The sequence below is a fragment of the Allobosea sp. 2RAB26 genome (assembly GCF_052115465.1).
Taxonomy (GTDB): Bacteria; Pseudomonadota; Alphaproteobacteria; order Rhizobiales; family Beijerinckiaceae; genus Allobosea.
This window is the reverse complement of the sequence record NZ_JBFRGS010000014.1, coordinates 19,106-42,005: the sequence shown is the minus strand read 5'-3', so window position 1 is coordinate 42,005 and position 22,900 is coordinate 19,106. Positions and strand designations below refer to the sequence as shown.

General features: G+C 61.5%; 16 protein-coding genes. 5 read left to right on the top strand and 11 right to left on the bottom strand.

The window, feature by feature from the left end; genetic code table 11:
- Positions 1-321: 321 nt before the first annotated feature.
- The 5 genes from AB4118_RS24015 to AB4118_RS23995 all read right to left on the bottom strand — a co-directional run bounded on the left by AB4118_RS24015 (position 322) and on the right by AB4118_RS23995 (position 7,768).
- Positions 322-2,112, bottom strand: coding sequence for an exopolysaccharide biosynthesis protein (locus tag AB4118_RS24015; protein ID WP_441492094.1), 1,791 nt, complete (start codon positions 2,110-2,112; stop codon positions 322-324).
- Positions 2,109-4,121, bottom strand: a complete 2,013-nt coding sequence (locus AB4118_RS24010; RefSeq protein WP_441492093.1) for a glycosyltransferase — start codon at positions 4,119-4,121, stop codon at positions 2,109-2,111. Before AB4118_RS24010 ends, AB4118_RS24015 begins: the two co-directional genes overlap by 4 nt.
- Entirely contained in the window at positions 4,118-5,518 is a 1,401-nt protein-coding gene (locus AB4118_RS24005; protein ID WP_441492092.1) for a hypothetical protein, read from the bottom strand. The genes AB4118_RS24010 and AB4118_RS24005 overlap by 4 nt, the downstream gene beginning before the upstream one ends.
- Before the next feature lie 132 nt (positions 5,519-5,650).
- A complete protein-coding gene (locus AB4118_RS24000; RefSeq protein ID WP_441492210.1) occupies positions 5,651-6,580 on the bottom strand; it encodes a glycoside hydrolase family 16 protein in 930 nt (309 codons plus the stop codon).
- 123 nt (positions 6,581-6,703) lie between these two features.
- Complete coding sequence (locus tag AB4118_RS23995; protein WP_441492091.1) at positions 6,704-7,768, bottom strand: glycosyltransferase family 4 protein; 1,065 nt, start codon at positions 7,766-7,768, stop codon at positions 6,704-6,706.
- A 553-nt stretch (positions 7,769-8,321) separates the two neighbouring features.
- Here AB4118_RS23995 and AB4118_RS23990 point away from each other — a divergent pair.
- Together AB4118_RS23990 and AB4118_RS23985 are read left to right on the top strand one after the other, a co-directional pair.
- Positions 8,322-10,169, top strand: a complete 1,848-nt coding sequence (locus tag AB4118_RS23990) for a hydrolase (RefSeq protein WP_441492090.1) — start codon at positions 8,322-8,324, stop codon at positions 10,167-10,169.
- Between the two features lie 389 nt (positions 10,170-10,558).
- On the top strand, positions 10,559-12,001 hold the full coding sequence (locus tag AB4118_RS23985) for a lipopolysaccharide biosynthesis protein (RefSeq protein WP_441492089.1): 1,443 nt from the start codon (positions 10,559-10,561) through the stop codon (positions 11,999-12,001).
- 76 nt (positions 12,002-12,077) lie between these two features.
- Here AB4118_RS23985 and AB4118_RS23980 read toward each other — a convergent pair whose 3' ends face one another.
- The 4 genes from AB4118_RS23980 to AB4118_RS23965 all read right to left on the bottom strand — a co-directional run bounded on the left by AB4118_RS23980 (position 12,078) and on the right by AB4118_RS23965 (position 16,391).
- Entirely contained in the window at positions 12,078-13,367 is a 1,290-nt protein-coding gene (locus AB4118_RS23980) for a polysaccharide biosynthesis/export family protein (protein WP_441492088.1), read from the bottom strand.
- Between the two features lie 24 nt (positions 13,368-13,391).
- Entirely contained in the window at positions 13,392-14,438 is a 1,047-nt protein-coding gene (locus AB4118_RS23975; RefSeq protein ID WP_441492087.1) for a glycosyltransferase family 2 protein, read from the bottom strand.
- A gap of 225 nt (positions 14,439-14,663) precedes the next feature.
- The gene (locus AB4118_RS23970) at positions 14,664-15,626 is read right to left on the bottom strand and encodes a hypothetical protein (RefSeq protein ID WP_441492086.1); all 963 of its coding nucleotides are present in this window, start codon (positions 15,624-15,626) and stop codon (positions 14,664-14,666) included.
- Between the two features lie 93 nt (positions 15,627-15,719).
- Positions 15,720-16,391 carry a sugar transferase gene (locus AB4118_RS23965; RefSeq protein WP_441492085.1) on the bottom strand — a complete coding sequence of 224 codons (672 nt, stop codon included), beginning with the start codon at positions 16,389-16,391 and terminating at the stop codon, positions 15,720-15,722.
- Positions 16,392-16,997: 606 nt separating this feature from the next.
- On the opposite strand from AB4118_RS23965, the gene AB4118_RS23960 reads away from it, so the two are divergent.
- Positions 16,998-17,282, top strand: a complete 285-nt coding sequence (locus AB4118_RS23960; protein ID WP_441492084.1) for a hypothetical protein — start codon at positions 16,998-17,000, stop codon at positions 17,280-17,282.
- Between the two features lie 66 nt (positions 17,283-17,348).
- On the opposite strand, the gene AB4118_RS23955 is transcribed toward AB4118_RS23960, so the two are convergent.
- Positions 17,349-18,440, bottom strand: coding sequence for a glycosyltransferase (locus AB4118_RS23955; RefSeq protein WP_441492083.1), 1,092 nt, complete (start codon positions 18,438-18,440; stop codon positions 17,349-17,351).
- Positions 18,441-19,149: 709 nt separating this feature from the next.
- Positions 19,150-20,415 carry an MFS transporter gene (locus AB4118_RS23950; RefSeq protein ID WP_441492082.1) on the bottom strand — a complete coding sequence of 422 codons (1,266 nt, stop codon included), beginning with the start codon at positions 20,413-20,415 and terminating at the stop codon, positions 19,150-19,152.
- 402 nt (positions 20,416-20,817) lie between these two features.
- Between AB4118_RS23950 and AB4118_RS23945 the strand changes: the two genes are divergently transcribed.
- Complete coding sequence (locus AB4118_RS23945; RefSeq protein WP_441492081.1) at positions 20,818-21,729, top strand: LysR family transcriptional regulator; 912 nt, start codon at positions 20,818-20,820, stop codon at positions 21,727-21,729.
- Positions 21,730-21,911: 182 nt separating this feature from the next.
- Positions 21,912-22,898 carry a Bug family tripartite tricarboxylate transporter substrate binding protein gene (locus AB4118_RS23940; protein ID WP_441492080.1) on the top strand — a complete coding sequence of 329 codons (987 nt, stop codon included), beginning with the start codon at positions 21,912-21,914 and terminating at the stop codon, positions 22,896-22,898.
- Positions 22,899-22,900 lie beyond the last annotated feature (2 nt).

Sequence of the window (22,900 nt, the reverse complement as noted above, 5' to 3'; positions counted from 1 at the left end):
TGGCTACTCGGGCACAGCGGCCCCGACTTTATCTATCTCACACTTTTTCCGGGCTTCGACGACGCGAGCGGCAATGCCGGCTACAAACCTCGTCGTCGGACTCCTGGGTGATGACCCGCTCTTTTGGCAACGTGGGTGACCGGGCTTCGTGAAAGCGATCAGTTCCGTGCGATCACGGGCGAATCTTGCCCACTCAGGTCAATCTGGCAAAGAGGATGAATGCCAGGGAGCTTAGCGCATCAAGGAACCATCGACTGTGGTAACGCAGGCACCGCCGACATGACCTTCCCGCTTTTGTCCAACGACACCACGATCCTGCCGTCACGCCCCACGCACTGCCCGTCGGATTGCTGACATTGCTTGCGAGTGCGCCAATGCCCGTTGCGCCTTTGCGCGGTTAATGACCGCACCAATCAGGTTGGCTTCGAGGCTCTCCAGGGACCGCACCGCGTCCTTGATCTCGTCGATTGTACTACGCCCTGCCGTCACGACGATGACGACAGCATCGGCTTGAATAGCCAGCGCCCTTGCGTCAGCCGAGTCGGACAGCGGCGGCAAATCGAGGAGCACATCGCCCCTGCTGCGTGCGAATTCCAGGATCGCCGCCACTTTCGGATCGTGTAAATCGACGAAATAGTTCGAATGTGTATCCAATGAACGGGCCGGAAGCACGGCGATGCCGTCGAGATCGAGGAACACGATTTGATCCATGGGATCGTTTTTCGTGAGCGCGTCGACCAGAGTGCTACCCACGAGAGAATCGTTACCGACCAGCCCTCTCTCGACGCCATGCAGATCCGCGTCGATGACGGTCACTTTCTTGCCGCCCCTTTGAATCAGGCGGGCAAGGTTCATACAGAGCAGACTGCATCCGGCATTCGGCGCCAAGGAGACGAACGCGATAACGTGATTCCCCCCGATCTGCTCCGGGGAGACGGCAAGCTTGATGGAGGTTCGCAGATCGCGAACGGCTGCGGCGAAGGCGCTCTCGGGATGAGAGACTGCGAGGACGTCCATTTCGGCGGCGGACCGCAGCGCCGATCCATTTCGGTCGCTCGCTTCCGGTACGGTCGCCAGACATGCGATGCCCGTCTCGCGCGTGAGCTGATTGGCTGTTCGCACCCTGCGATCGAGAATGCTGCCGAGTGCGGGGATGACAATGGCGCTGATGAAGCCAAGCATTCCTCCGAGCGCCATGATCAGTCCCGTTCGAGGCGCCGACGGCCGGAGCGGCTGCAACGCCGCGCCGATGACGCGGGCGTCAGCATCAGGCGTCGGGCTATTGGGGAGCGCACCACTTCTCATGGCCTCGGCGGCAGCCCTGACCTGAGCGGATAACGCGTCGACGCGCCCCTGCACATACTCCGCGCCGCTCCTCGCCGCATCGGCCTTGAAGGCGATCGATTGCAAGAGGTAGGCGGAAACCGCCGCATTCACCACGCGCGGTGCAAGGGCGGCATCTGATGTGGAGTATGATATCTCGACGACGTAGGACTGACCGACACGGCGGGCCGCGAGGCGCTCCACGAAGTTTGCGAAGGCGACCTGTCGCGCTTTGCCCGCTGTGGTCAGCCCCGTCGACGAACTGGATACGGATGAGGCTCGCGGGTCCAGCGCTGCTGCGGCTTCCTGCGTCACACCGGGCGGGTCGAGCGGTTCGGCAAGCAGACCGCGAGCCCTGGCCAGCAACGATCCGATGACGCCGGGGGGGCTTGGCTTGAGTTCAGGGTGGTTCTCCAGATCGAGACTGTCGAACACCTGGGTCAGCAGGCGCTCCGCGCGCAAGACCTGGAGTTCGCTGTCTGCGCGGTTCAGATCGAGCGTCGGAGCTGAGGCGCCCTCCCGCAACACGCCGGTTATCTGCCGGCGAGGCTCCAACAATAGGGTGGCCGTCGCCGTGTAGGTCGGCGACATCGAGAGCGCATAGACTGCCGCAAGAACGATGAAGAGCCCAACCCACAGGGCCAGCCTGAGTTTATGCTGCAGGCCGATTGCGAGCGCCGCTCGCAAAAGTGCGATCGGACCGTCCTCCACGTTGTCCGCCGGAGTACCGGTGATCGACCTCGAACTGGCCGAGCGGCTTCCGGGCGCTGCGCCTTTATGCATCGTCATCTCTCCCCTTTCGGCCGAAGGGTTGCCGCGCGTTCTGGTTCGAGACGCCCGCGGAGTACGTCGGCAAGGCCGAGGAGATTGCCCCTCAAGCGGCCCCGTCGATCGACGAACGGCTCAGGCCTGGCCGATCGCACCACATTGCTCGAAACATTTCGAAAGAGGTGATCGGCCACCTGCCTGATTGTCATCGTGCCCTTGCGAAACATGTAGAGCGGATTGACGATCTGAGAGTAGCCAATCCGGTCCCCGCTGGTGCGACCTCCCTTCACGCCCATATGAACGCCGCGAGCGTCCGCGCATTTCACGAGCCGGCCGCCACGCTTGGCAAGCGCCGCAGCGAAATCCCGGTCTTCAAGCCAGCCATAGAGGACCAGGCGCTCATCGAACTTCAGATCGCGAATGGCTGACGCACGGAACGCCATGTTGCAGCCATAGGGACTATATGGCTCGATCCACGACCACCGGCTTCGAGGGACCGCCGCTTCGACGATGCGGGTCGCTTCTTCGAATGCGAGGCCGGGTCCCTTCACGTCGTCAGCAAGAAGGGCGCCCGTGAAACCGACGATATCCGCTTCGTCACGGAAAGTACTCACCGCGACGCTAAGCCAATTTCTGTCTGCGACAAAATCATCGTCGAAGAACGCCACGATTTCGACCCCGGACGGCAGCGCAGCCAGAGCAGTATTCCTTTGCGCCGGCAATCCGGGCGGTCCGGTGACGATCGTCACGTCGTTCGCGTGCACCAGATCGCCCGCGTCCTCTTCTTCGACGCATGACACGATCAGCGTTGCGGGTTTCGTCGTCTGCGTTGCGAGCAGATAAGGGACTGTGGCGCTCGCTATGTCCGGGCGCCCGTGCGTCGCCACGATGACCGCAACCCGAGGCGAAGGCCGTTCGAACAGTGTATTGGCGGACCGGCGGCTCGATGGTTCGCGCAGGAGCTCCATATACCCTGCGGCCGTTTGGGCCCAGGAGAACAGCCGGACGCGCTCACGCCCCCGACCGACGAGTTCCTCCCTGAGGTGTCGCGAGCCGAGCAAGGCGCGCACCTGTCGTACCCAGGCAGCGGGGTCGGCGGGTGAGGCAAGCAGCGCGGCATCGCCGCAAACCTCGGGCATGCTGGCGCGATCGGACGAGATCACGGCACAGCCGCGTGCCATCGCTTCGACGATCGGCAGGCCAAATCCTTCTGTCCAGGACGGGAAAACCAGGCAAACGGCTCTCGCCATCAGGTAGGCGAGATCATGATCCGACACGCGGCCGATTACCCGGACGTTCGGAGCCCTTCTGAGGATTTCCGGAGCAAAAATCCCGGCATCCCCTCCTGCGATGAGGACATCGACGCCCATCTCCGCGAGTCCTGGAGCCGCATCGAGGAGCAGCGGCAGGTTCTTGTGGCGCGCATGTGAACCGAGCGCCAACACGAAGCGGCGTTCCGAAGCCTCGCTGACGGTGGCCAGAACAGACGGAGCGATACGGGCGAGCGCAGGGTCCCAGGCGAGCGCGTGCTCATGCCCGTTTGGCAGCACGGCGATGTCCGCTGCCCGAACCGGCAGGTGACGGGCGATCTGGCGCGCCGAAGCATTCGAGACCGTCGCAATCCGCGCCGCTTGGCGGGCAAGAAGCGGCTGCAACAGGCCGTACCACCACCGGACCATGGGGCTATAGCTTTCCGGGGCGGTGAAGACGTTCGCATCGTGAATGCAGAGGATCTGATCCGCCTTTACGACTGGGGCGGTATTGCACAGGTTGAGCAGGCGGCCGCGCCACTTGACGGGCAGGACCGCCTGTTCCCAGGCATGTCCGCTGAGCGGGCCTGCGCTGGTCAGCGGCATCGCTGCCAGGTGAGGATCCACCCCACCGGGAGGCGCGATGATCGGAGCCGTCGCATTCGCCTTTGCAAGCGCGACATCGATTTCGGCGACGACGTTTCGCGCATAGCGTTGCACGCCGGTCACGTTCTGGGTCAGGAAACGCCCGTTGACCGCGAAACCGGCTGCCGCGCTCATGCCCCCGCCTCCGCCGGCAAGACATCCTTGCTGCCTGCCTCGTCGCGCTCGGGCTGCGCCGAAGCGATTGCTGCGAGCACGTAGAAGAACAGACCCTGGTCGACGATGGTGCTGATGACCAGGTCGCCGATGAGAAGGCTGAAGCAGGCATTGCGCGCCGCGAGGCGCACGTCGGACGGGAAGCTGCGTGGCACTCCGCGGGCGGACAAGAGCGCCGTTCCTGCGAAAGCCGCGTAGAAGGCGGCGCCCGGCAGCCCGACATTGGCCAGAAGGGCGAGGATCAGGCTTGAGGTACGAACGGTGCCGAGGCCGACGCCAAAGCCCCAGCTATCGAGGAAATTCTGGAAAGCGACCGCGTTCCACCCGCTTCGCTCGATCCCTGAGTCGGAATTCGCCTTGTTGAGAACCACGAGATCCAGATAGTTGCGGACAACCGCGGATGTTTCCGCGTCGATCAGGACCAACAGGATTGCGACCACGAAAAGGGGTGGCACACAGAGGACGACCGCCGCGCTGTAGCGCGCGTTCGCTTGCAAACCACACCTCAAAAATGCCGTCACGTACAGGATGAGCAGCACGATCGGCGCCCCGGCAAGCCCCGTCGTAGACGTCGAAAGGATGAGCAGCACGAGCGAAGCGAGCGCGAGCGAGCCGGTCAGGGCCGGCCGATAGGCGCAGAGCCACAGCGTTCCAGTCAGTCCCAGTACGCCGAGCGTCGCGCGGGCGAAGGATGAGGCCTCCGTGCGGGAACCGACGATACGCTTCATTCCGCTTACGGTCGCCTCGGTGTGAAGCGTGTACTGCGCGTTGCGCATGAAGCCGAGGATGTCCTGCGTGCCCGTCGCGAAGGTGCCGATATCGACAAGGGCGAAGAGAACATTGCCGATGGAGTAGCCGATCAAGCCGCCGAGAATGGTCCTGAACCCATCACGGGTCGAGGCAATCGCGACCATCGTGGCGAAGCAAAAAAGATTGGCGACCAGATAGAGGCTTTGCGTGAGATTGGTCGAGATGGGAACTAGCGGGATGGTGGAGCGCGTGGCCTCGAATTGCGATGAGCCGAGCGGAATGATCTGCGTCGTGCCGGATAGAATGCGTGGCAACAGGACGGCGCTGGCGACGCCATAGAGCACCAGGCAAACGAGCCAGAAGCCCGGCTCGGGCGGGTGCAGGGCCCGCATGAACGCGACGGCCTCGCCCCGGCGCGGCAGCGTGGCAATGATCACGAAGGCCAGCAGGACATAGGCAGGCTGTATGTTGGCTGCGCCGACCGTGAAGGCGGCCGCCGATCCGAACAATTCCGCGACGATGAAGGTGCTCGCCACCGCGCGATAGCCGAGGAGCAGGCAGAACAGACCGACGACGATGGAGGCGATGCCGATCGGTTCGAGGTTCATGATGCGATCCCAAACCTTGCCAGAAGTGACAGAACGTCAAAGGCGGCTGGTATCAAATTCTTCGAAGCACTGTTCCGGCATTACACGCCCTTGCGCGTTGGCCATGGCTCATCCCGGGTTCGCTGCGCGAGTTCAGGCGTAGACGCGGAAGTAGTCGACCCGTAGATGTGCCAAGTAGTCTTCCGGGCGAAGCGGATTCGGAAACGGGACGTCGGAGCGCAGCGCAAGCGTCAGCAGGGGCCAGAACACATCCCGCTGCTCATCCATCTGTGCGGATCGTCCGATAGTCCAAACGACCGGGCGACCAGTCCCTGAATGACGCACGGGCTTGCCGTCAAAATACGGAGCGCATCGCGCGCCGTCCACCAGCATTCCATAACGGTGATATCCTTGCGTCACATCGACACCTGTCGGGACGCCAATCCCTTCGTGATGCTGACCGGGCTGTCCCCATTCGTGCAGATAGGTCCCGTAGAGGTCGAGCTCCCAGCCCTTCTGCTCGACAATGTCGAGTTCGATGCTCGTTTTCGGAAACAGGATGCTGCGGCCGTTCATCATCCAGAAACCCGGCCAGGTCAGCGGATGCCTGGGAAATTGCATCCTGGCTTCGAAGTATCCGTGACGCCAACCTTTGCTGATCGTCCCGTCTCGCTTCGCAGTCTGGATGTTGCCCGAGATCCACTGGAATTCCGGCGAGTTATTTCCGTAGTAACCGCGAACGCTCATCGGTCTACCGATATACTTCGCTGAGATTTGCAGCGCCTTGCCGTCGCTCGCCATCGGATCGTCGACGATCGCATAGGGATTGAAACCCTCCTCGCCGGAGATGCGGGCAAAGGCCGATCTGCCGTAGAAACCGGCATCGAACGTTGTCGCCTTCGGCCCGGCAGTCCAGATCGAACTGTCCAGAGCCGCAAAACCTTCATCGAACGCAAGCGTGCGCCCCGTCGTCGGATCGTCTGATATCTCTGCAAGGGCCGCTCCCTCCTGCAGGAGAATGGCCGGAGCCGGCACGAAAGCAGCAGCGCCTTTCAGCAGAACGCGTCGAGAGGGTTGAGCCATCACCGTTCTTCTCCTGTAGGTCGCGCCTCGGATGAGTTCAGAACGCTGGCAGAAACGGCCGATCCAGTGAGGATATCCAGCATGCAGCGCCCTGCGCAGCAGCATAAACGAGCTCGCCTTCGATCATTGCCGCAGTGACGAGATCGCGGCCTTATAGACCTTCATGGTCTCGCCGGCGACGCGCTCAATGGTCAGATAGTCGATCTTGGTCTGGCTCTTCCGTTTCCACTCCGCGATGGTTTCGGGGTTGTCGAGGAGTGAACACAGAACGCTCGCCAAGGCCGGCGGGTCGCGTGGTGGCACGAGAATCCCAGCCATCCCTTGCTCCAGAAGCTGCGGTATCCCGTCCACGTCCGTGGCGACGATCGCGCAGCCCGCCTCGCGTGCTTCCGACAACACCAGGGGCGCCGGGTCGGCAAGCGACGGCAAGACAAAGATGTCTGCCCCCAGCATCCATGCGAAGGGGTCGTCTTGTGCCCCGGCGAAGGTCACCGCGCCTGAGCACGGCATCTTGCCGACCATCTCCCTGTAGCTGGCGAGATGGGGCCCTTCACCCACGATGTATAATTTGGCGGCGGGGTGTCTTGCGTGAACCGAAGAAAACGCCTCGAACAGATCAGGAAGGCCCTTCCGCGGATGCTGGCCGCCGACGAACAGGATGGCGGGAAAGCCGAGGTCGACAGGCGTCCGGTCCCTGCCCTGAAACCTCGCCGCCCCGATGGTTCCGTTGAGCACGACGTGCAGTTTTGACAGGGGCACACCACGCTTCTGCATGGAGCGGCCGACGGCCGTGCTGACGGCAATGACACGCGTCCCAAGCCCCATCAGGATAGCGCTTCGCTGAAATTCGTTATGAACGGTCGTCACCAGCGGGATGCCGACAAGCTTGCAAACGGGCCACGCCAATACGGCACTCGTCATCATATGGGCGTGCACGACATCCGCGCGCCACGCCTGGATATAGTGCCGGAGCAGGAACAAGGATCTCGACAGGTCAAGAGGTCTGCGACGATGGCTGATCGTAAATTGTTCAACGTCGTGCCTGGTCAGAAGTGCGTCGAAATCACCCCCCCCGCTTGCGACAGCAATCGCGTGACCCAGCATCCTTTGGGCGCAAGCAAGGTCGACAGCCGCGTGGACGTGTCCGTTCAGTCGGTTCGTATGGTTGAGAAGATGAAGAATGCGCATGCAGATACCGGATCCGCGAAGCCTGAAGATTAGGAGGGCAGCTCCCCCCGGGCAAGCAATCCCTGGCTGGCAAGGTGGCTTCAGGATCCACCCTGCGCCTCGCACGCACGCTGCGCGCTCCTGCCCTCTCGGCCCGTGACGGCCCGCTCGATCGACGCGCCATAGGGACCCATTGCTCGGAACATAGAAGATCTTGTCGCTGCTTGATCGGTCGAAGGAGCGGTCGACTTTTCCGTCACTAGACTGGGGCGTTGTCATTACACCAACCCGTCGAAAAATGGCCGGATGAAGAGGCGATGATTTCTAACGCGAAGGCCCGTCGCTCTGGAGTTTCGTCAAAACGAATTCGCTCGACAATAGCGTGCATCGCCTGCAAAACGGGACCGAGACACAATGCCTTGCATCGTCACAATGGCCACCCCACGAGGGGTCTTGAATGGCATGGCGAGATCTTGAAGCCCTGATTGCGTCGCTCGACGGCATCAAGCTGATATCGACCGATGTCTTCGACACTTTGCTTCTGCGCCAGGGCAAATCGGAATGGTCTCGCATCGTGGAAGCCGAGCGCCGGTTCGCGAGCGCGCTTGCTGAACGCGGTTGCATCATTTCCTCCGATATATTGGTCCAGGCGCGCCTTCAGGCACAAAGGCTCGCCTTCCGCGCGTTGAAGGTGGGCGGTGGCGGGGGCGAAGTCCGCATCGCCGACATCATCGCACGCCAGTTGAGGATGCTCGGTCTTGCCCAAAGCCTGGCGAGCGAACGCCTCGATATCGAATTGCAGGTCGAGAAAGCCTGCCTTGCTCCGGCTGAAGCGCTGGGATCGATCCTGCGAAGGCAACGGCGCGCGGGTATGCGGATCGTCGCCATCAGCGACACGACCCTGCCAGCGAACACGATCGGCGAGCTCATTACCCACTTCCACGGCGCTGACCTCTTGCATCGGGTTTATTCCAGCGCCGACGAAGGCAAGACCAAGCGTCACGGGGAAATGTTCTCGATCGTAGCTGCGTCGGAGGCGGTGTCAGCCGCACAGATGCTGCATATCGGCAATGATGAGATGGCTGACCATCGCGTGCCTTCCGCGATGGGCATCCACACCTGTCATGTTCTGCGTCGTCGCCTCATCCGCTACAGGTCGTTCGCGGACGGTGGATTTGCAAAAATCAGGCGCCAGCCCCGACAGGGAAGGGCGGCTGCGGAGATGCGGGCTGCGCCCCAGGACGCGATGTCCTTCGGACGTGAGATATTTGGCCCCATCGTCACCCAGTTCTGCCTGTTGATCTGGCTGTATGCCCATCAGGCAAGCGTGGCCGACAAGACTGCACTGCTCTTTTGCGCAAGAGGTGGGATCGGTATCAGGGAAGCGTTCGAACGTGTCCTGGACAGGTTCGGCCTCCCGCTCAGCCTGGTCCGGGACAACATCCTGGTGTCGCGCCTCGTCGCCGCCCGCGCTGCCGTTATGGCTCAGAGCGGGGCAGCGCTGGAGGAGCTTGGGCGAGAGTTTCGCAACAGCTCCTTCGCCGATGTCGCCCAGGCACTCGGCGGTCGGGCGTATGATCTGCCCGAGCCGTGGTATCATCGTTTCGACGGAAGGGCGCTGTTTGCATTGCTGTCCACCGAGTCAGGGAGTGAAGTTCGCGCCGACATCCAGGAGCAGAATGCGTTGTTCACGCGCCATTTTCGTCAGCTCATCGGCAACGCGAACAGGATCGTGCTCTGCGACACCGGGCTCTACGGCAGCACCCAGCGCCTTCTCGCGGCCGGCTTTCCCGAGTTGCCCATCGAGACGGTGCAATTCGCGCGAGCCAACTACAAGAAGCACGGCGAGGAACACTTCCCGCGGGTTTCGGGACTGCTCGTCGAACAGGATACCTACAATCCGTTCAAGGTCGAAACCTGCGTCCTGCGATACTGGCAATTGATCGAAAGCCTGTTCGAACCCGCCATCCCGTCCGTGCGGCAGTTCCGCATCGGCGAAACCGGCAATATCGTTGCAAACAGTGGCAATATCGACCGCGGCGTGCTCGAGCCCTCCGTCGGAAATCCATTTCTTGCCGGGGCGCTGGACTATATCGACACTGTTCCCGGAGGCGCCATCGCCCTGCACGATGCGGACGTTGCATGGTGCCGCCTCAAGCGGGCCATCACACGTCCGACCGAAGCCGATGTGAATTGCCTCGAGGTGGGATTTCGCTCGGTTGACTTCGGGCGTTCCGGCGTCGTGCGAGCGCTCGGTGCGGATCAGAAAGCAGGCTTGTTGGTCGGATTGAAGTGGATCAGGGAACAGCGCTGGCGCGAAGGAGCCATTGTCCGCAAATTTACCCTCCTTCGCCCCGCGCTTCTGGGTACGCTGGAGGCTCTTCACGTGCTGCGCGGTATCTCGGCGCAGCTTTACCGCTGAGTACGCCAAGGGGCATCGAAGCTTGCGGCAAAGCATCTGAGACAGGACTGCCAGGGCTGAACAACTGAGCGGCAGTGGCCCTTTCCTCATTCGACCGGACAGGATCCACTGTCTCGCCCGTCACGAAACTGCTTGCGGAAGGGCTGGCCTAGGATCACATCACAAGGCACGACGGTACAGGTTTCGCATTGCGCAGCTTCTAGGCTTGGTCCCGTATCCGTCTCGGGGACGCGTTTCCAGACGGCTTCACTCATCACCTCCGCAACTTGCGACGCAGATCGGCCCAGGACTCATCAGTTTATGCGGGCGAAGAAGCTCCCAGCCTGGTCGGGACGATGCGTCAGCCATGATTTCTCAGCGTCATCGTAAACAGAGGCCCTGATTTCAGCATGCTGGCGATGAAAACCATCAGAGGGGCCGGCTGGTTAATCTTCTCGCGCTTGCTGGGTCGCCTGATTGACGTCTTCACGCTTCTGATCTTGGCCCGCATCCTCACGCCGGCTGATTTCGGCATCACGGCACTTGCCACGTCGCTGATCGTCATCGTGGACACGGTGCTGGAAATTCCGGTGACGCAGGCCCTGATACGGCTCAAGGGCCTCGACAGGTCTCACCTCGATACCGGTTTCACCTTGGGCATGCTGCGGAGTCTTCTGTCCGCGGCCGTCATCCTCATGGCGGCTTGGCCATTCGCGCTGCTGTACAACGACTATCGTCTTATTCCATTGGTTGCAGTTCTTGCCATCGGGCCGATAGCAAGGGGCCTGTATAGTCCCAGCATGGTTCACTTTGTTCGTGAGATGAACTTCCGGCAGGCGTTCATTGCGGAGCTTGCCGGGAAATCATGCGCGGTCATTGTCGCGATCGCGACGGTGATCTGGGGCGGGGGCTACTGGGCAATCGCTGCAAATTCGGTCGTGGCCGCCTTGGTTACGACAATTGCGTCCTATGTGCTCGCGCCCTATCGGCCGTCGCTTTCGCTATCGCGGCTGGCGGATTTCTCCAGCTTCATAGGATGGTTCGTCTCCGCGCAGGCCGTGGCGGCTCTGAACTGGCAGTTCGATCGGGTCCTGCTGGGACGGTTTGTCGACAGGGCGACGCTTGGTCAGTACACCGTCGCGCGCGATCTGGCTGTCTTCCCTACGCAAAGCTTGATCGGGCCCGCCATGCCGCCCGTCATGGCGGCGTTCTCGAAATTCGATTCAGATCACGGTAGACTGAAGCGGGCCTTCCTCAAGACGGCGCGTTTCGCGATGCTGCTTTCGGCGCCCGCTTGCATCGGCATTTCCTGTACGGCTGACCTCATCGTCGCCATTCTCTTGGGCCCGAAATGGCACGACGCTGCGCTATTCCTTCAGTTGCTGGCACTCACAGTTCTGACGGTACCGTATTTCCAGACTCTGTACTCGCTCAGCCTCGCGATTGATCGCCCCATTGTCCTGTTCAAATTGAACAGCATCGATCTGGGCTTGAGAATCCCGCTCATCACCATCGGCCTGTACTTGTTTTCGGCTGTCGGCGTCATTATCGCGCGGGGGCTGCTTGCTGCGATCATGTTCGTTTTCTATGTTCTTTATGCGCGTCAGCTTGCGGGAGCCAGCGTGTTCGCGCAGCTGAAGAACATCTGGAAGGTTGCGCTCGCTGCAGCCGTGATGGCGGCTTCGGTTCTTCTCCTGCGCCATGTCCTGGCGCCGCTGGAACTCAAGGCCATTATCGAGCTTGTCATCACAGCCGCAGTCGGGGCTGCATTCTACGTCGGCACCCTGCTTGGATGCGGCGTGCGGCTGCTCGTTGCTCCGGGGCGCCTCGAACTGCAGGATCGGTGGTGGTGACAAACAGCTGAGACCTGAGATCGGGTTCTGCGCTGGGACGCGACGGGTCCAGCGGAAAGTTCCGGGCTGCAGGATGTCAACGGGTCGCAGGAGCAGCCATTGATTGTGCTGGCGCCCCTATCGAGCGAGACGGACGGGGAAGCCCGACCTGCAGCACGTCACCGGGTTCAAGCAGGGCATCCTCGGACGTCACCCAGGAAACAGGTCCCGAAGGGGTCACCCGGGTGAGCTTATAAGTCGGCACGAGCTCATCCACCTCGCTTCTGGTGCCAGGCGAGCGCGTCTCGGCGTGCTGGAAGAGCTTCTCCGCCGTCTGCATTTTCTCCGCATTCTGGTCGAGCAAGGAACGGGTCAGCGCCGAGTCATCGAGCGTCTCCTTGCGATATCGGGCGCGGAGATCGACGATATCCCTATTGGCTCGCGTCAGACTTTGGTGCGCCCGCAGGGTCGCGACCTGGACATCCAGGCGATTGCTTTCAATGTTCACCTGCGTGTTCTCCGCCGCCAGCTGCCGAGGCGTCACGGTGAGCCCCCGAGATACGAGATCGCTGACGATGCGAAGTTCGCGCTTGTTCAATTCGAGCTGGCGATCGAGTGACTTGCCCTTGTCGTCGAGCGATTTCAGCTCCTGCTGGAGGAGCTGTTTTGATTGCTCGATCGCGTCGAGCTCCGCCTTGAGCGCGTCTCGGCGGGTGCTGAACCTGAGCGTCTCCTCTCGCCGTGCCAGCGCAACCCTCGGATCGTCGATGCGCGCGGCCAGATCGTCTCGATAGGAGATATCGTCAGCTCCGGCGATTTCGGCGGACAGGCGCGCTTGCTTGGCCTCGAGTGCGATGCGCTCGGCGGCAAGTGTCCGGAACCCTCCTCCGGCCTCGATCATGTCACGCTCTACGCCCGTCAGATCTGCAGCGCGAGCGAGGCCTTGAGCGATACTGAGCGCCTGCAGAACTGTCATGCCAGGTTGGAACTCATACTTGCCGGGCAGCTGCACCGCGCCCAGGACGAAGAACGGCCGGTGCTGGGCCACCTCGACCGATGCAGACGGAAGGTCTGCCAGATTGGCCGTCTCCTTTAAAATTCGGCTAATCTGATCGGCCAGTTCGGCCGTCGTGCCGCCCGCAGCTCTTACGTGGCCAACGACCGGCATTGACACGGTGCCGTCAGCGCCGACCGCGAACTCTCCATTGAGGGAAGCCCAAGCGTAGGCCTCCCCTATGTTCCGTCGCAACGAATGCACGCGAACCATGAGGCGATCTTGGGGACCGAGCAGGTATCGAGTTTGCGAGCCCTCGGGCGTTTCGGCCGCGCCAGGCGCGGCGGCGAATACGAGCGGGAGCACGATAAAGAGGAAAGCGACGTATCTCATGCGCCTGTCTCCTGCCTGAGCAGCCTAAGCCTCAGGGGGGTCGGAAGACCGATCACCATTCCCTCTGATCATCGTCTTCAAGAAACCGAGTGCCGAGCGACGTCCAACCCTGAACCGGTACGCCAGCAGAGGTTTGGCTCGGCTATCCGGCAGCACAAAAATAAGTAAAAAAAAGGCAGTCATCGCGGTTTTTGTCGTGGCGGAGTAATATTCCCGCCAGAGATGGGAGATCAATAACGGCATTTTGACGCGGCCATGCCGCCTCCCGCTTGCGATATAGAGGTAAAAGCTTCTCTCCATGTAGAAGAATGTATCTTGTGGTTTTACGAGAGCATGTCTTTGGCCAAAGCGATCCACGATCATGCGCAGATGATCCATGCGCTCAACAAACCGGCGAATATCTCGTTTGAGGATGCCTGGATCGAGTGCACGACCCAGTCCCGAGAAATTGCGCTCATGGATCCGGTACAATCCAAGTTCGTCGGACAGGCTGACGACGTCCCCCATGAATGGCGCGGCAGACAGCATGACCCCGTCGATCGCCTTGTCGCGAGCGGCTTCCCGAAGGATCTCGCAGACGTCCCGCCGAAACACGTTCCCGGAGGTTGGCGGTGTCGTATAGACGCCCGTCCGGAGGATGCGGTTCGCCAGATCATTTCGCGTGCGGAACGCTTCGAGGGACGGGCGAGCCTCGCCAATCACGTCGCCGTCGGCGTTGATACGGGTGAGTGCGAACTGCAGCTTGGCCACGTTGGGATCAAGCCGCGGGATGATCTGCTCGAGCGAACCGGGCTTAAGTTCATCATCCGCATCAAGAAACAGGATGAACGGCGCCTGTGTCCGATCGAGTGCGAACAGGGATGCCAGCCGTTGGCCGCTGTTGTTGATCCTGAAGGCGGTGACGCCCGCGCTGCTGATGACATCCCAGGAGGAATCCGTCGATCCGTCATCGACCACGACAAGCTCGCAGTCGTCGCGACACTGAGAAACCACGCTGCGAATGGCACGCCCGACATAGTGCTCGTAGTTAAAGCATAAGATGATGATGGCGAGCTTTGGGCAGCCAACCATGTCTGATCTCGCCCTGCCTCCAGCGGATTGCTCGCCATGACGGACTGCGCTCCGCTCCAGGAAGCCTGGTTCAAAGAACAGGGTGTTCCTTTGAACTTGGCCCGGGCTGCCAGGGAGTGTTCGTTCCATCCATGACTGCGAGTGGCGTCCCTCCCCGCCAGGGCGTTCCACCCGGGCTGCGCGCCAACCTGCAGCCCCTACTGTCCTGGGGGACTCGCGCATTGGCTAGTTTTCCAGGAGCCCGACCAATGCACTGCACAGCGGCTCGTCCACGCGCCCCTTGGGACGCAGATCGATGCTTGCCGGCGGCGAAGGCCATTCATCATGTGCATGTTTCTCAAGGTTCTGGGTGCTGATGCCTGCCAGCGCGAGTGACAGACGCAGGACGAGCTGGGGGTCGGGCTCGCCTTGAAGCGGCCACGACCAATCTCCGTAGGTCTCATCCATTCCCTTCAGGTAATGCGCGGCGGATTGGGGCAGAGGCGCGTGACATCCTTCGAGCTTCCAGCCAAGCCATGCGGCTGCAGAGAGTAGCTCCGCCTGGTATGCGTGCTGAGGAAGGAGATAGGCAGTGTTGAAGCCGCTGAATGCGGCACTCAACGCAGCCACCACCGGACGGTCGAGCAAGGCTTGGGCCCTTTGAAGCCCCCGAGCTGTGCGCCTTGTCGCAGGGTTCGACAGCCGGCGGCGTCTCCAATCGAGTTGGGCACGGAGAAGCTCCAGCACGTCGAGTGCCAGGGTATGGACAAGGAGTTCGCCTCGCAGGTTCCGGACCCGACGCTCCCGACCGAATGGAGCTCCCATCTTCGTGAAGAGCCGGTGCATCCAGGGCCATGCCTCCTGGCGTCGATTTCCTCCCGGCGCGACGCCATCAGACGAGAGTGAGGTCGGGCCGGGCCGGATCAGGGCCGAAGGGTCCAGTCCGGCGCGGACCAGCGTCGCGGCAACCTCGTCACGCGCAGCCGTCCGACGTCGATGGCGGGCTTCAACCATCGAACTCATCCGGTCGATTGCCACGGAGGCGCTGCGACTATTCATGGCCGCAACCAGGCGTGGATCGAGAAACGGCAGCTCCTCGTCCTCCATCAGTTCCCACGACGCCGGATAGAACAAGCCGGCGTCGGGGAACGCTTCGCCCGGGTCTGTGGCACTGCCGCTTTTGAACAGGGTGAATCGCTTGGCATCCATATTTTGCCTCCCGTCGCGCGATGACCTTGCCAGCACCACGTCAGCTCGGGCCATCCGCCGTATCGGCCTCAGCGGCAACACGCCACCGGAGGATCAGCATGTTCCACGCAGACGGAAAACTGCGGGAACTGTGCGGATGATGATCTCGATATCGCGGCTCATCGACCAGTTTTGAACGTAGTCGCGATCAAAATTGACCCGGGCTTCGTAGGTTGTTTCGCTCCGGCCGCTGACCTGCCACATGCCGGTCAAGCCCGGGCGCGCCGCGAGATACTCATTGATCGCGGCGCCGTATTTCTCCATCTCGCCAACGACGATGGGACGCGGTCCGACGAGGCTCATGTGCCCCTGCAGAATGTTGACGAGTTGCGGCAGCTCATCGATGCTGAGTTGGCGCAGAATGCGGCCGATCGGCGTAACTCTCGGGTCGCATTTCAATTTGTGCGTCCGTCGCCATTCGTCCATGGCGATCGGATGGGCAGCAAGGTGAGTGGTTAGTGCCTCGTCCGCGTTTGCGACCATGGTGCGGAACTTCAGGCACGGGAACAACCTGCCGCCAAATCCGACCCGGGTATGCTTGATTAGGATCGGGCGTCCATCGACCAGCCCGATCAATGCTGCGACGCAGAGGAATAGCGTCGCCAACGCAACAAGTGCAGCAACGGCAGCGAGGACATCAAACAACCGCTTGCCAGAGCCGCCAATGGGCGTGGGCAAGCTTTCGTCAGCATGCGCTGCAAAAGACTCTTTCAAGGACCACTGCATGGGTTAAATCCCCGCAGATACAACCAAACGCGCCCCCCTCTCGCGCGAGACCGCCGAGTAAACGAAATGATTTCAGATTAAACCAGAAATAGCCAATCGATACCGCCGTCAGGCGAAAAGATATCTTGCGGAATACCTACGAGTGGAGTTATCCCGACTGAGATGCATACGTGATTATTAAAGGCAATCCTGAATCGCCCAGTAACGCCTGGGGCCGGAGGCTATGCAGCCATCACATCTGCTATCTAGGCATGGCGGTGACGAACGAGTCCTATGCCTACATTTGTATGTCGTCAACCATAAGCGTGGCGCTTCTATGGTCTCTGAAAGAGCGGCCACGCACGGAAGCAGCGTTGAAGCGGATGTCCCTCTCCGGCGGCATCGCGGCGACCGTGCAGGCCGCGGAACTGACCGAGGTCAGCGACGCGAGCCGGGGCGACACCAGGCCGGCTACCGATGCGGACCGCAAACACATGAACGCTCGTCACAAGGTGAGATGCCCGCGGCTGTGGGTCAAGGGGCAATAGCGCCTTGATTTACCTCATGTTCGCCTCCATTTTAAGCAGTCGACATATAAGGTCGTTGTGTGCCTCCGGAGCCGCCGACATGATCGCTCTCGCGTTCATCGCCTTCGCCATCGGATTTGCCTGCGCCTACAAGATCAATCTGCTGGCGTTTTGTGCCATAGCGTTCGCCTTCACCGCCAGTTCGGCTTTGCTGGCCCCTTGGGTCGATCTCGGTGTCGGAGCGGGCCTCGCCGCCATTATCGTGGCCATCGTGATGCAAATTGGCTATGGCGCGGGGGTTGGGGTGAGGGCCCTTTTTTTGGCAATCCGCGGCGATAGACGCAAACGTGGGGTTGCAGAAGCCGCCATCCCCCGCCGCAATTAGATTTGCGCACCCTGTCGTTGTGAAGACCGGTTCTGGCGCTTTCATCCTCCTCAAACCCGCCAGCGCTCATAACGGATGCAGCCAGCCTGACAGTGCGGTCCACATGTTCTGGCGGAAGATTGGCTCGGAGAACCTGCGCGCGTGCGCCAGGATGGCGCCTTGATCCACCGCAAACCTGTCCATTCGCTCAACCCCGTCGATGATCGCCTCTACGGTTTGCTCATCGAAAAAGAGGCCCGACAGCCCTTCGACCACTGTCTCCAAGGCGCCGCCGCGCCGATAGGCAAGCACCGGGCGGCCGCTTGCCATGGCCTCGATAGGCACGATGCCGAAATCCTCCTCCCCGGGAAAGACAAGCGCTTTGCACCTCGCGTAATGGTACCGCAACGCGTCGAATGATTGCGGGCCCATCACGGTCACGGTGGGGCCGGCCATGCGCCGGATCTGGTTGAGCAGTTCACCCCCTCCGATGATCACCAAGGGGCGCTTCAGCCGGTTGAATGCCTCGACGGCCAGTTCTGGACGCTTATAGCTGACGAGCTCGCCAACCATTAAATAGTAATCGTCAGCCACGTCCGGTGCGACGGGCTGGAAATCCGCCACGTTGACCGGCGGATAAACCACTGCTGCGTCCCGGTGATAATACCGTTGGATGCGCGAGCGGACGTTCTCGGAGTTGGCGACGTACTGATCGACCCGCATCGATGAAATTGCATCCCAGTTGCGGACATAGTGACTCAATGGCCCCATGGCGAGGCGTTGAAGGAACCCGGTGCGCTCGCGGTAGTCATGGTACATGTTCCAGACGTAACGCATGGGTGAGTGGCAGTAGCAGACATGCAAGGCATTCGGCGGTGGAACGATGCCTTTGGCCGGGCCCGATTCGCTGCTGATGATCAGGTCGTAGCCACGCAGGTCGAGCTGCTCGAGCGCGAGCGGCATGAGTGGCAGATATGATTTGTAGAAGCGCGTCGGGCGCGGAAGGTGACCGATGAACGAGGTCCGCACCTGGTGCTTCCGGATCGTTTCAGAGACCGATAGCGGATCGTAGGCATGGGTGTAGATATCGGCTTCTGGAAACATGCGGCAAAGCGATTCCAGAACTTTTTCACCGCCACGCATGGCCACCAGCCAGTAGTGGATCAGCGCAACCCTCATCCCGCGGCCGCAATCCTCGGGAAGTTCCAGAGAAGGGGGCTCGTCCGAGGGGGTCGATGACCGAGCGATCAATGCCGTCCCCTTTTGTTTTCGGGTAATGGCTCAAATATTGCTCTCAATCTCGCTATCGCAAGTCGCGCGTCATGGCAAGTCATTATATCGATTTTCGACCTTATAAAATAACGATTTTCTCATATTCAATAATAATTTAATCGACAGATGCAGTTATTTTGTTTAAGTATATAATAATTAAAAAATTATATTACTATATAATTTGGGATAATACATATCAATTTATTGTTACTTCTATAAGATTGCTGTTTTCTGAAATACACAGAATTATTCTATAATCAGAATAGCGATAAATATGCAGATCATTCGTCGAGAAACGAGTTAGTTGCCGAAGCGACGCTCGCAGCGTTGCTATTGCCCCTGCAGACATCAGAAAAGTAGGTGGATCAATCGGGGTAAATGCGTCCGGGTTGGGATTTTGCTCGGCCTCGTGCGCCTGCGGGATGCGTACTGGCGTTGTCGTCCACTTGAGCCCAACTGTCCCTCGTCCCTCGCGACTTATCGTTGATGGTGCTGCCAGTGAAAATCCGTCTGGAACGATCGATCACTCAGCGTTTGAATTCGACGGCGGGTGAGGTCCTGCGGTCGCGGACGTGGCGGTCCGCCGCTATCTGCCAATGGTGCTGGCGCGCTCGCCTCAAGCGGCCCGCTTGAACTGACGCCCCAGAGCGAACAAGCCGAATGCCGCCAGCTGGCCAGCGACGAGCAGGAAAGGCCATTCAAAGCTTCCTGTGCGGCTGGCGACAATGGCAAACACCAACGGCCCGCATATCGAGCCGACGAAGCCGAACAGGCTTGCGCCCGACGTTACGTCGCCAATCAGAGTGGGCGGCGCAACCCGCGCAAGTTCGGCCATGTGGACACCGTTCCACCCCATCGAGGTGGCTCCGACCAGTGCCATGCAGCCATAGACCATCCAGGGACTGGCGGTTGTCGAAGAGACAAGCAGCATGATCGCGGAGCCTGCACCCAAGGCCAGAAGCGAGAGAAGCAGGAGCCCGCCGCCCATGCGATCCGCCAGCCATCCGAAGAAGATGCGTGCGACCGTGCTCGCTGCAAGCAAGACGGCGATGTAGTGCCCGGCCTGCGCCAGGGTCTTTCCGTGCTGCGTGACCATGTAGGTTGCTGTGAAGGCCGTGATGCTGGCCTGCGTTATGGAAAACGACACACCCAGCGCGGTGAGCATCGGCAAGGACGGGTGCGAGTTCAGAACCCGGGCCGATCGGCTGAGCGAAGACGGCGAGAGGAACAGCCGGGCCCAGGCCCGGTTCCGTGGGCCTTTCTCGGCATCGAGACTTCTTTGAAAGGGCTGAACCAGCACGATGCAGAGAAGGATGATCGCGACAATCGCCCAAACTGCACCGACGAAGCCGAGCCCCAGGACCAGAGGCGCGACAACGAGACCGGCTATCGTGCCGCCCAGAGGCACGCCCGCCTGCTTGATCGAAAACACAAGTGTGCGGTGCCTGGGCGGCGCCGTGCGCATCAGCAACTGGCTGCCAGCTGGCGTATTGGGCGCCAGGCCCAGGCCCACAAGGAGCGCACCGACAAGGCCGACGAGGCCGAAGGACTGCGACAGGAGCAGGAGACCCACCGCGACGAAGATCAGGCCGAGCTGCAAGGCTCGGATCGGGCCGTGATGATCGAGCATCGGGCCGCCGCACGCCAGAAACCAGCATATGCCGACCGAAACGACCGCCGAAACATAGCCGATGCTTTCTGGCGTCATGCCCCAGCGTTGCGTCAGAATCGGACCCAGGAGAGGAATCGCCGCGGCGGCAAATGAGCTGATGACTTGCACAAGGAGAGTCGCGCTCAAGGCGCTCGCCCATACCGGCAGCTTCAAGGCAGATCTCCCGTCGCGTCGCCGCTCGTCATTCCCCTCCAGCTCCAGCACGAGCATGCAGGGATTGCGGCGTTGAACTGGTCTTCCGGCAATGTCGGCGACCGGTCGAGGCCGTTTCCCGGCTATGGGGGCTGCAGCAGAAGCATGCGGTTCGCCGGGCCGCGGCCTTTCGTGGTTGTTCTCCAAATCCGGAGAACCGGACCAACAGTCGGCTTCTCCCCCTTCTGCCGTACGGCCGACATGGGTGATCCGGCGAAAATGGAGCCATTGCTTGGGAGGCTGTTGTCAGCGGTCACCGCTCCCGGCGATGCTGGAGCCGTGCCGGTCTTTCGATTCTGCCGATCTGAACTCGCCTCTGCCGGCGTAGGTCGACGAGTCTGATGCCGGTTCACTGCGCATGGTTGATGCGACCCTGAGGTCGTGCTGACGTCGATTGGACCGGGTTGGAGGATCTTGCGGGTGAGAGTCGACGTTCTGGGCCTGCAGGCCTTCGTCAGTATCGCCGAGCGGGGCAGTTTTCATGCCGCGGCCTCGCATCTCAATCTCTCCCAGACCGCGCTGAGCCATCGGATCCGGAAGCTCGAGGAATCCCTCGGAACGACGCTGCTCTTGCGCACCACGCGCCAGGTCTCGTTGACCCCGGCGGGGTCGGCGCTCCTGCCGCGCGCCCGCAGGATCTTTGAAGAGCTTGGTGCGGCCATCGATGAGGCGCGGGTCGATGCCGCGGATGCCGAGGAAGAGGTTGCGGTCGGCTGTCTGCCAACCATCGCGGTCCACTGCATGCCGTCGGTGATCGCACAATTCGCCAGAGGATACCCGGCAGTGCGCGTCCGGGTGCACGATAACTCGGCTTCGGAGATCGCCGACAAGGTGCAGTCGGGCCAGGCCGAGTTCGGCGTGACCATCGTCGCCGCCAATCGCTGGGACCTCGAGCTCAAACCGGTGGTCAAGGAGCCGTTCGTGCTCGTCAGTCACCGCAGCATGCCGCTCGCGCGATCGGAGTCGCTGACCTGGGCGCAGCTGCAGGGGCTGCCGCTCGTGCGGATCAGTGCCGAGACCGGAAACCGCGTCCTGATCGACGATGCGCTGGGCGCGCGGCGCGAGGCCCTGACCTGGCGCTACGAGGTCCAGCGGGTCATCACCGCAGTGAGCCTGGTCCGTTCCGCGATCGGGTACGCGATCGTGCCGCAGCTCGCGCTCGACTCTGTCGATGCCGGCGAATTGGTTGCGATCCCACTGCGTTCGCCGAGCATCAGCCGCACTCTCGGCATCGTCACCCGCAAGAATATGCTGCTGCGGCCGGCGGCGCGCGACCTCCTGGCGCTGGTCAGCGAGGCGCTGAGAAACAGTGTCTCGGATAAAGATGCATGAAAGTAATCAATCGCTGCATTCTTCTCATTTGATGGCAGAATAGCTTGGGGTCAGGGTCCTCGCGGGACAAGGAAACGCACAAGCAAGGGACGACCCATGCCTGGCTCCAAAGCAGCGACGATCGAGTTCATCGGATTTGGCGAGGCGGCCGGGTACGGCGCACGGCAAGGGCGTGGCGCGTGATGAACATCGACCGCCGATCACTCCTTGCCGGGCTGGGTCTGGCCGGCCTCGGGCACGCGGCGCGTGCGCAGGTCCAGCCGGCGTGGCCGACGCAGATCATTCGGCTCGTGGTGCCGTTCACCCCTGGCGGCAGCACCGACCTCCTCGCGCGTCTGATTGCCAACCGATTGGAACGCACGATCCCCGGCAAGGGCTTCGTCATCGAGAACCGCCCCGGCGCCGGCGGCATGATCGCGGCGAGCCAGGTCGCGAAGTCCGATCCGGATGGCCATACGTTGATGATGGGGCATATCGGCACGCTTGCCTTCAACCCGGCGCTCTATCCCAACGTACCCTATGATCCGGTCAAGGACTTCCAGCCGGTGGCCCTGGTCGCCATGGTGCCGAACATCCTCGTCATCAATCCCAGCCTGCCGGCGAACTCGTTTCAGGAGTTCGTGGCCTATGCCAAGGCCAATCCGGGCAAGCTGAACTACAGCTCCGGCGGACAAGGCAGCGCGGCGCATATTGCCGGTGCCTATCTCGCGCATCGGGCCGGTTTCGAGGCGATTCATGTGCCCTATCGCGGCACCGCACCGTCGGTGACGGATCTCGTCGCCGGTTCCGTGCAATTCACGCTGACTGGCGGTCCGGCGGTTCTGCCGCTCGCCGCAGCGGGCCAGTTGCGAGCGCTCGGCGTCGCCAGCTCCGAGCGCACCTCTTTTGCCCCTCAGCTCCCGACCATCGCCGAAAGCGGGCTGCCGGGTTTCGAAGCCGTGCAGTGGTATGGCATCGTTGCCCCCGCGCACACGCCGGCCGCAATTGTCGAGCGCCTCAACCGCGAGATCAACGCGCTGCTCGACCAGCCTGAATTTGTCGCGGCGCTCGATCGCGACGGCGCGATCGCACGCCGCGAGACGCCGGAAGGCTTCGGGCGGCTGATCGCCTCAGAGGGGACGCTGTGGCGCGATATCATCACACGTGCCAGCATCACGGGCGGAGGCTGAGC

Bases quoted from the DNA above. Each gene is read 5' to 3' on its own strand.
- AB4118_RS23955 (WP_441492083.1), bottom strand. From the start codon at position 18,440: ATGAGGGTTGCGCTGATCCACTACTGGCTGGTGGCCATGCGTGGCGGT.
- AB4118_RS23960 (WP_441492084.1), top strand. From the start codon at position 16,998: ATGATCGCTCTCGCGTTCATCGCCTTCGCCATCGGATTTGCCTGCGCC.
- AB4118_RS23980 (WP_441492088.1), bottom strand. From the start codon at position 13,367: ATGAGATACGTCGCTTTCCTCTTTATCGTGCTCCCGCTCGTATTCGCC.
- AB4118_RS24000 (WP_441492210.1), bottom strand. From the start codon at position 6,580: ATGGCTCAACCCTCTCGACGCGTTCTGCTGAAAGGCGCTGCTGCTTTC.
- AB4118_RS24010 (WP_441492093.1), bottom strand. From the start codon at position 4,121: ATGAGCGCGGCAGCCGGTTTCGCGGTCAACGGGCGTTTCCTGACCCAG.
- AB4118_RS24015 (WP_441492094.1), bottom strand. From the start codon at position 2,112: ATGACGATGCATAAAGGCGCAGCGCCCGGAAGCCGCTCGGCCAGTTCG.
- AB4118_RS23950 (WP_441492082.1), bottom strand. From the start codon at position 20,415: ATGCTCGTGCTGGAGCTGGAGGGGAATGACGAGCGGCGACGCGACGGG.
- AB4118_RS24005 (WP_441492092.1), bottom strand. From the start codon at position 5,518: ATGAACCTCGAACCGATCGGCATCGCCTCCATCGTCGTCGGTCTGTTC.
- AB4118_RS23995 (WP_441492091.1), bottom strand. From the start codon at position 7,768: ATGCGCATTCTTCATCTTCTCAACCATACGAACCGACTGAACGGACAC.
- AB4118_RS23970 (WP_441492086.1), bottom strand. From the start codon at position 15,626: ATGGATGCCAAGCGATTCACCCTGTTCAAAAGCGGCAGTGCCACAGAC.
- AB4118_RS23965 (WP_441492085.1), bottom strand. From the start codon at position 16,391: ATGCAGTGGTCCTTGAAAGAGTCTTTTGCAGCGCATGCTGACGAAAGC.
- AB4118_RS23975 (WP_441492087.1), bottom strand. From the start codon at position 14,438: ATGGTTGGCTGCCCAAAGCTCGCCATCATCATCTTATGCTTTAACTAC.
- AB4118_RS23985 (WP_441492089.1), top strand. From the start codon at position 10,559: ATGCTGGCGATGAAAACCATCAGAGGGGCCGGCTGGTTAATCTTCTCG.
- AB4118_RS23940 (WP_441492080.1), top strand. From the start codon at position 21,912: ATGAACATCGACCGCCGATCACTCCTTGCCGGGCTGGGTCTGGCCGGC.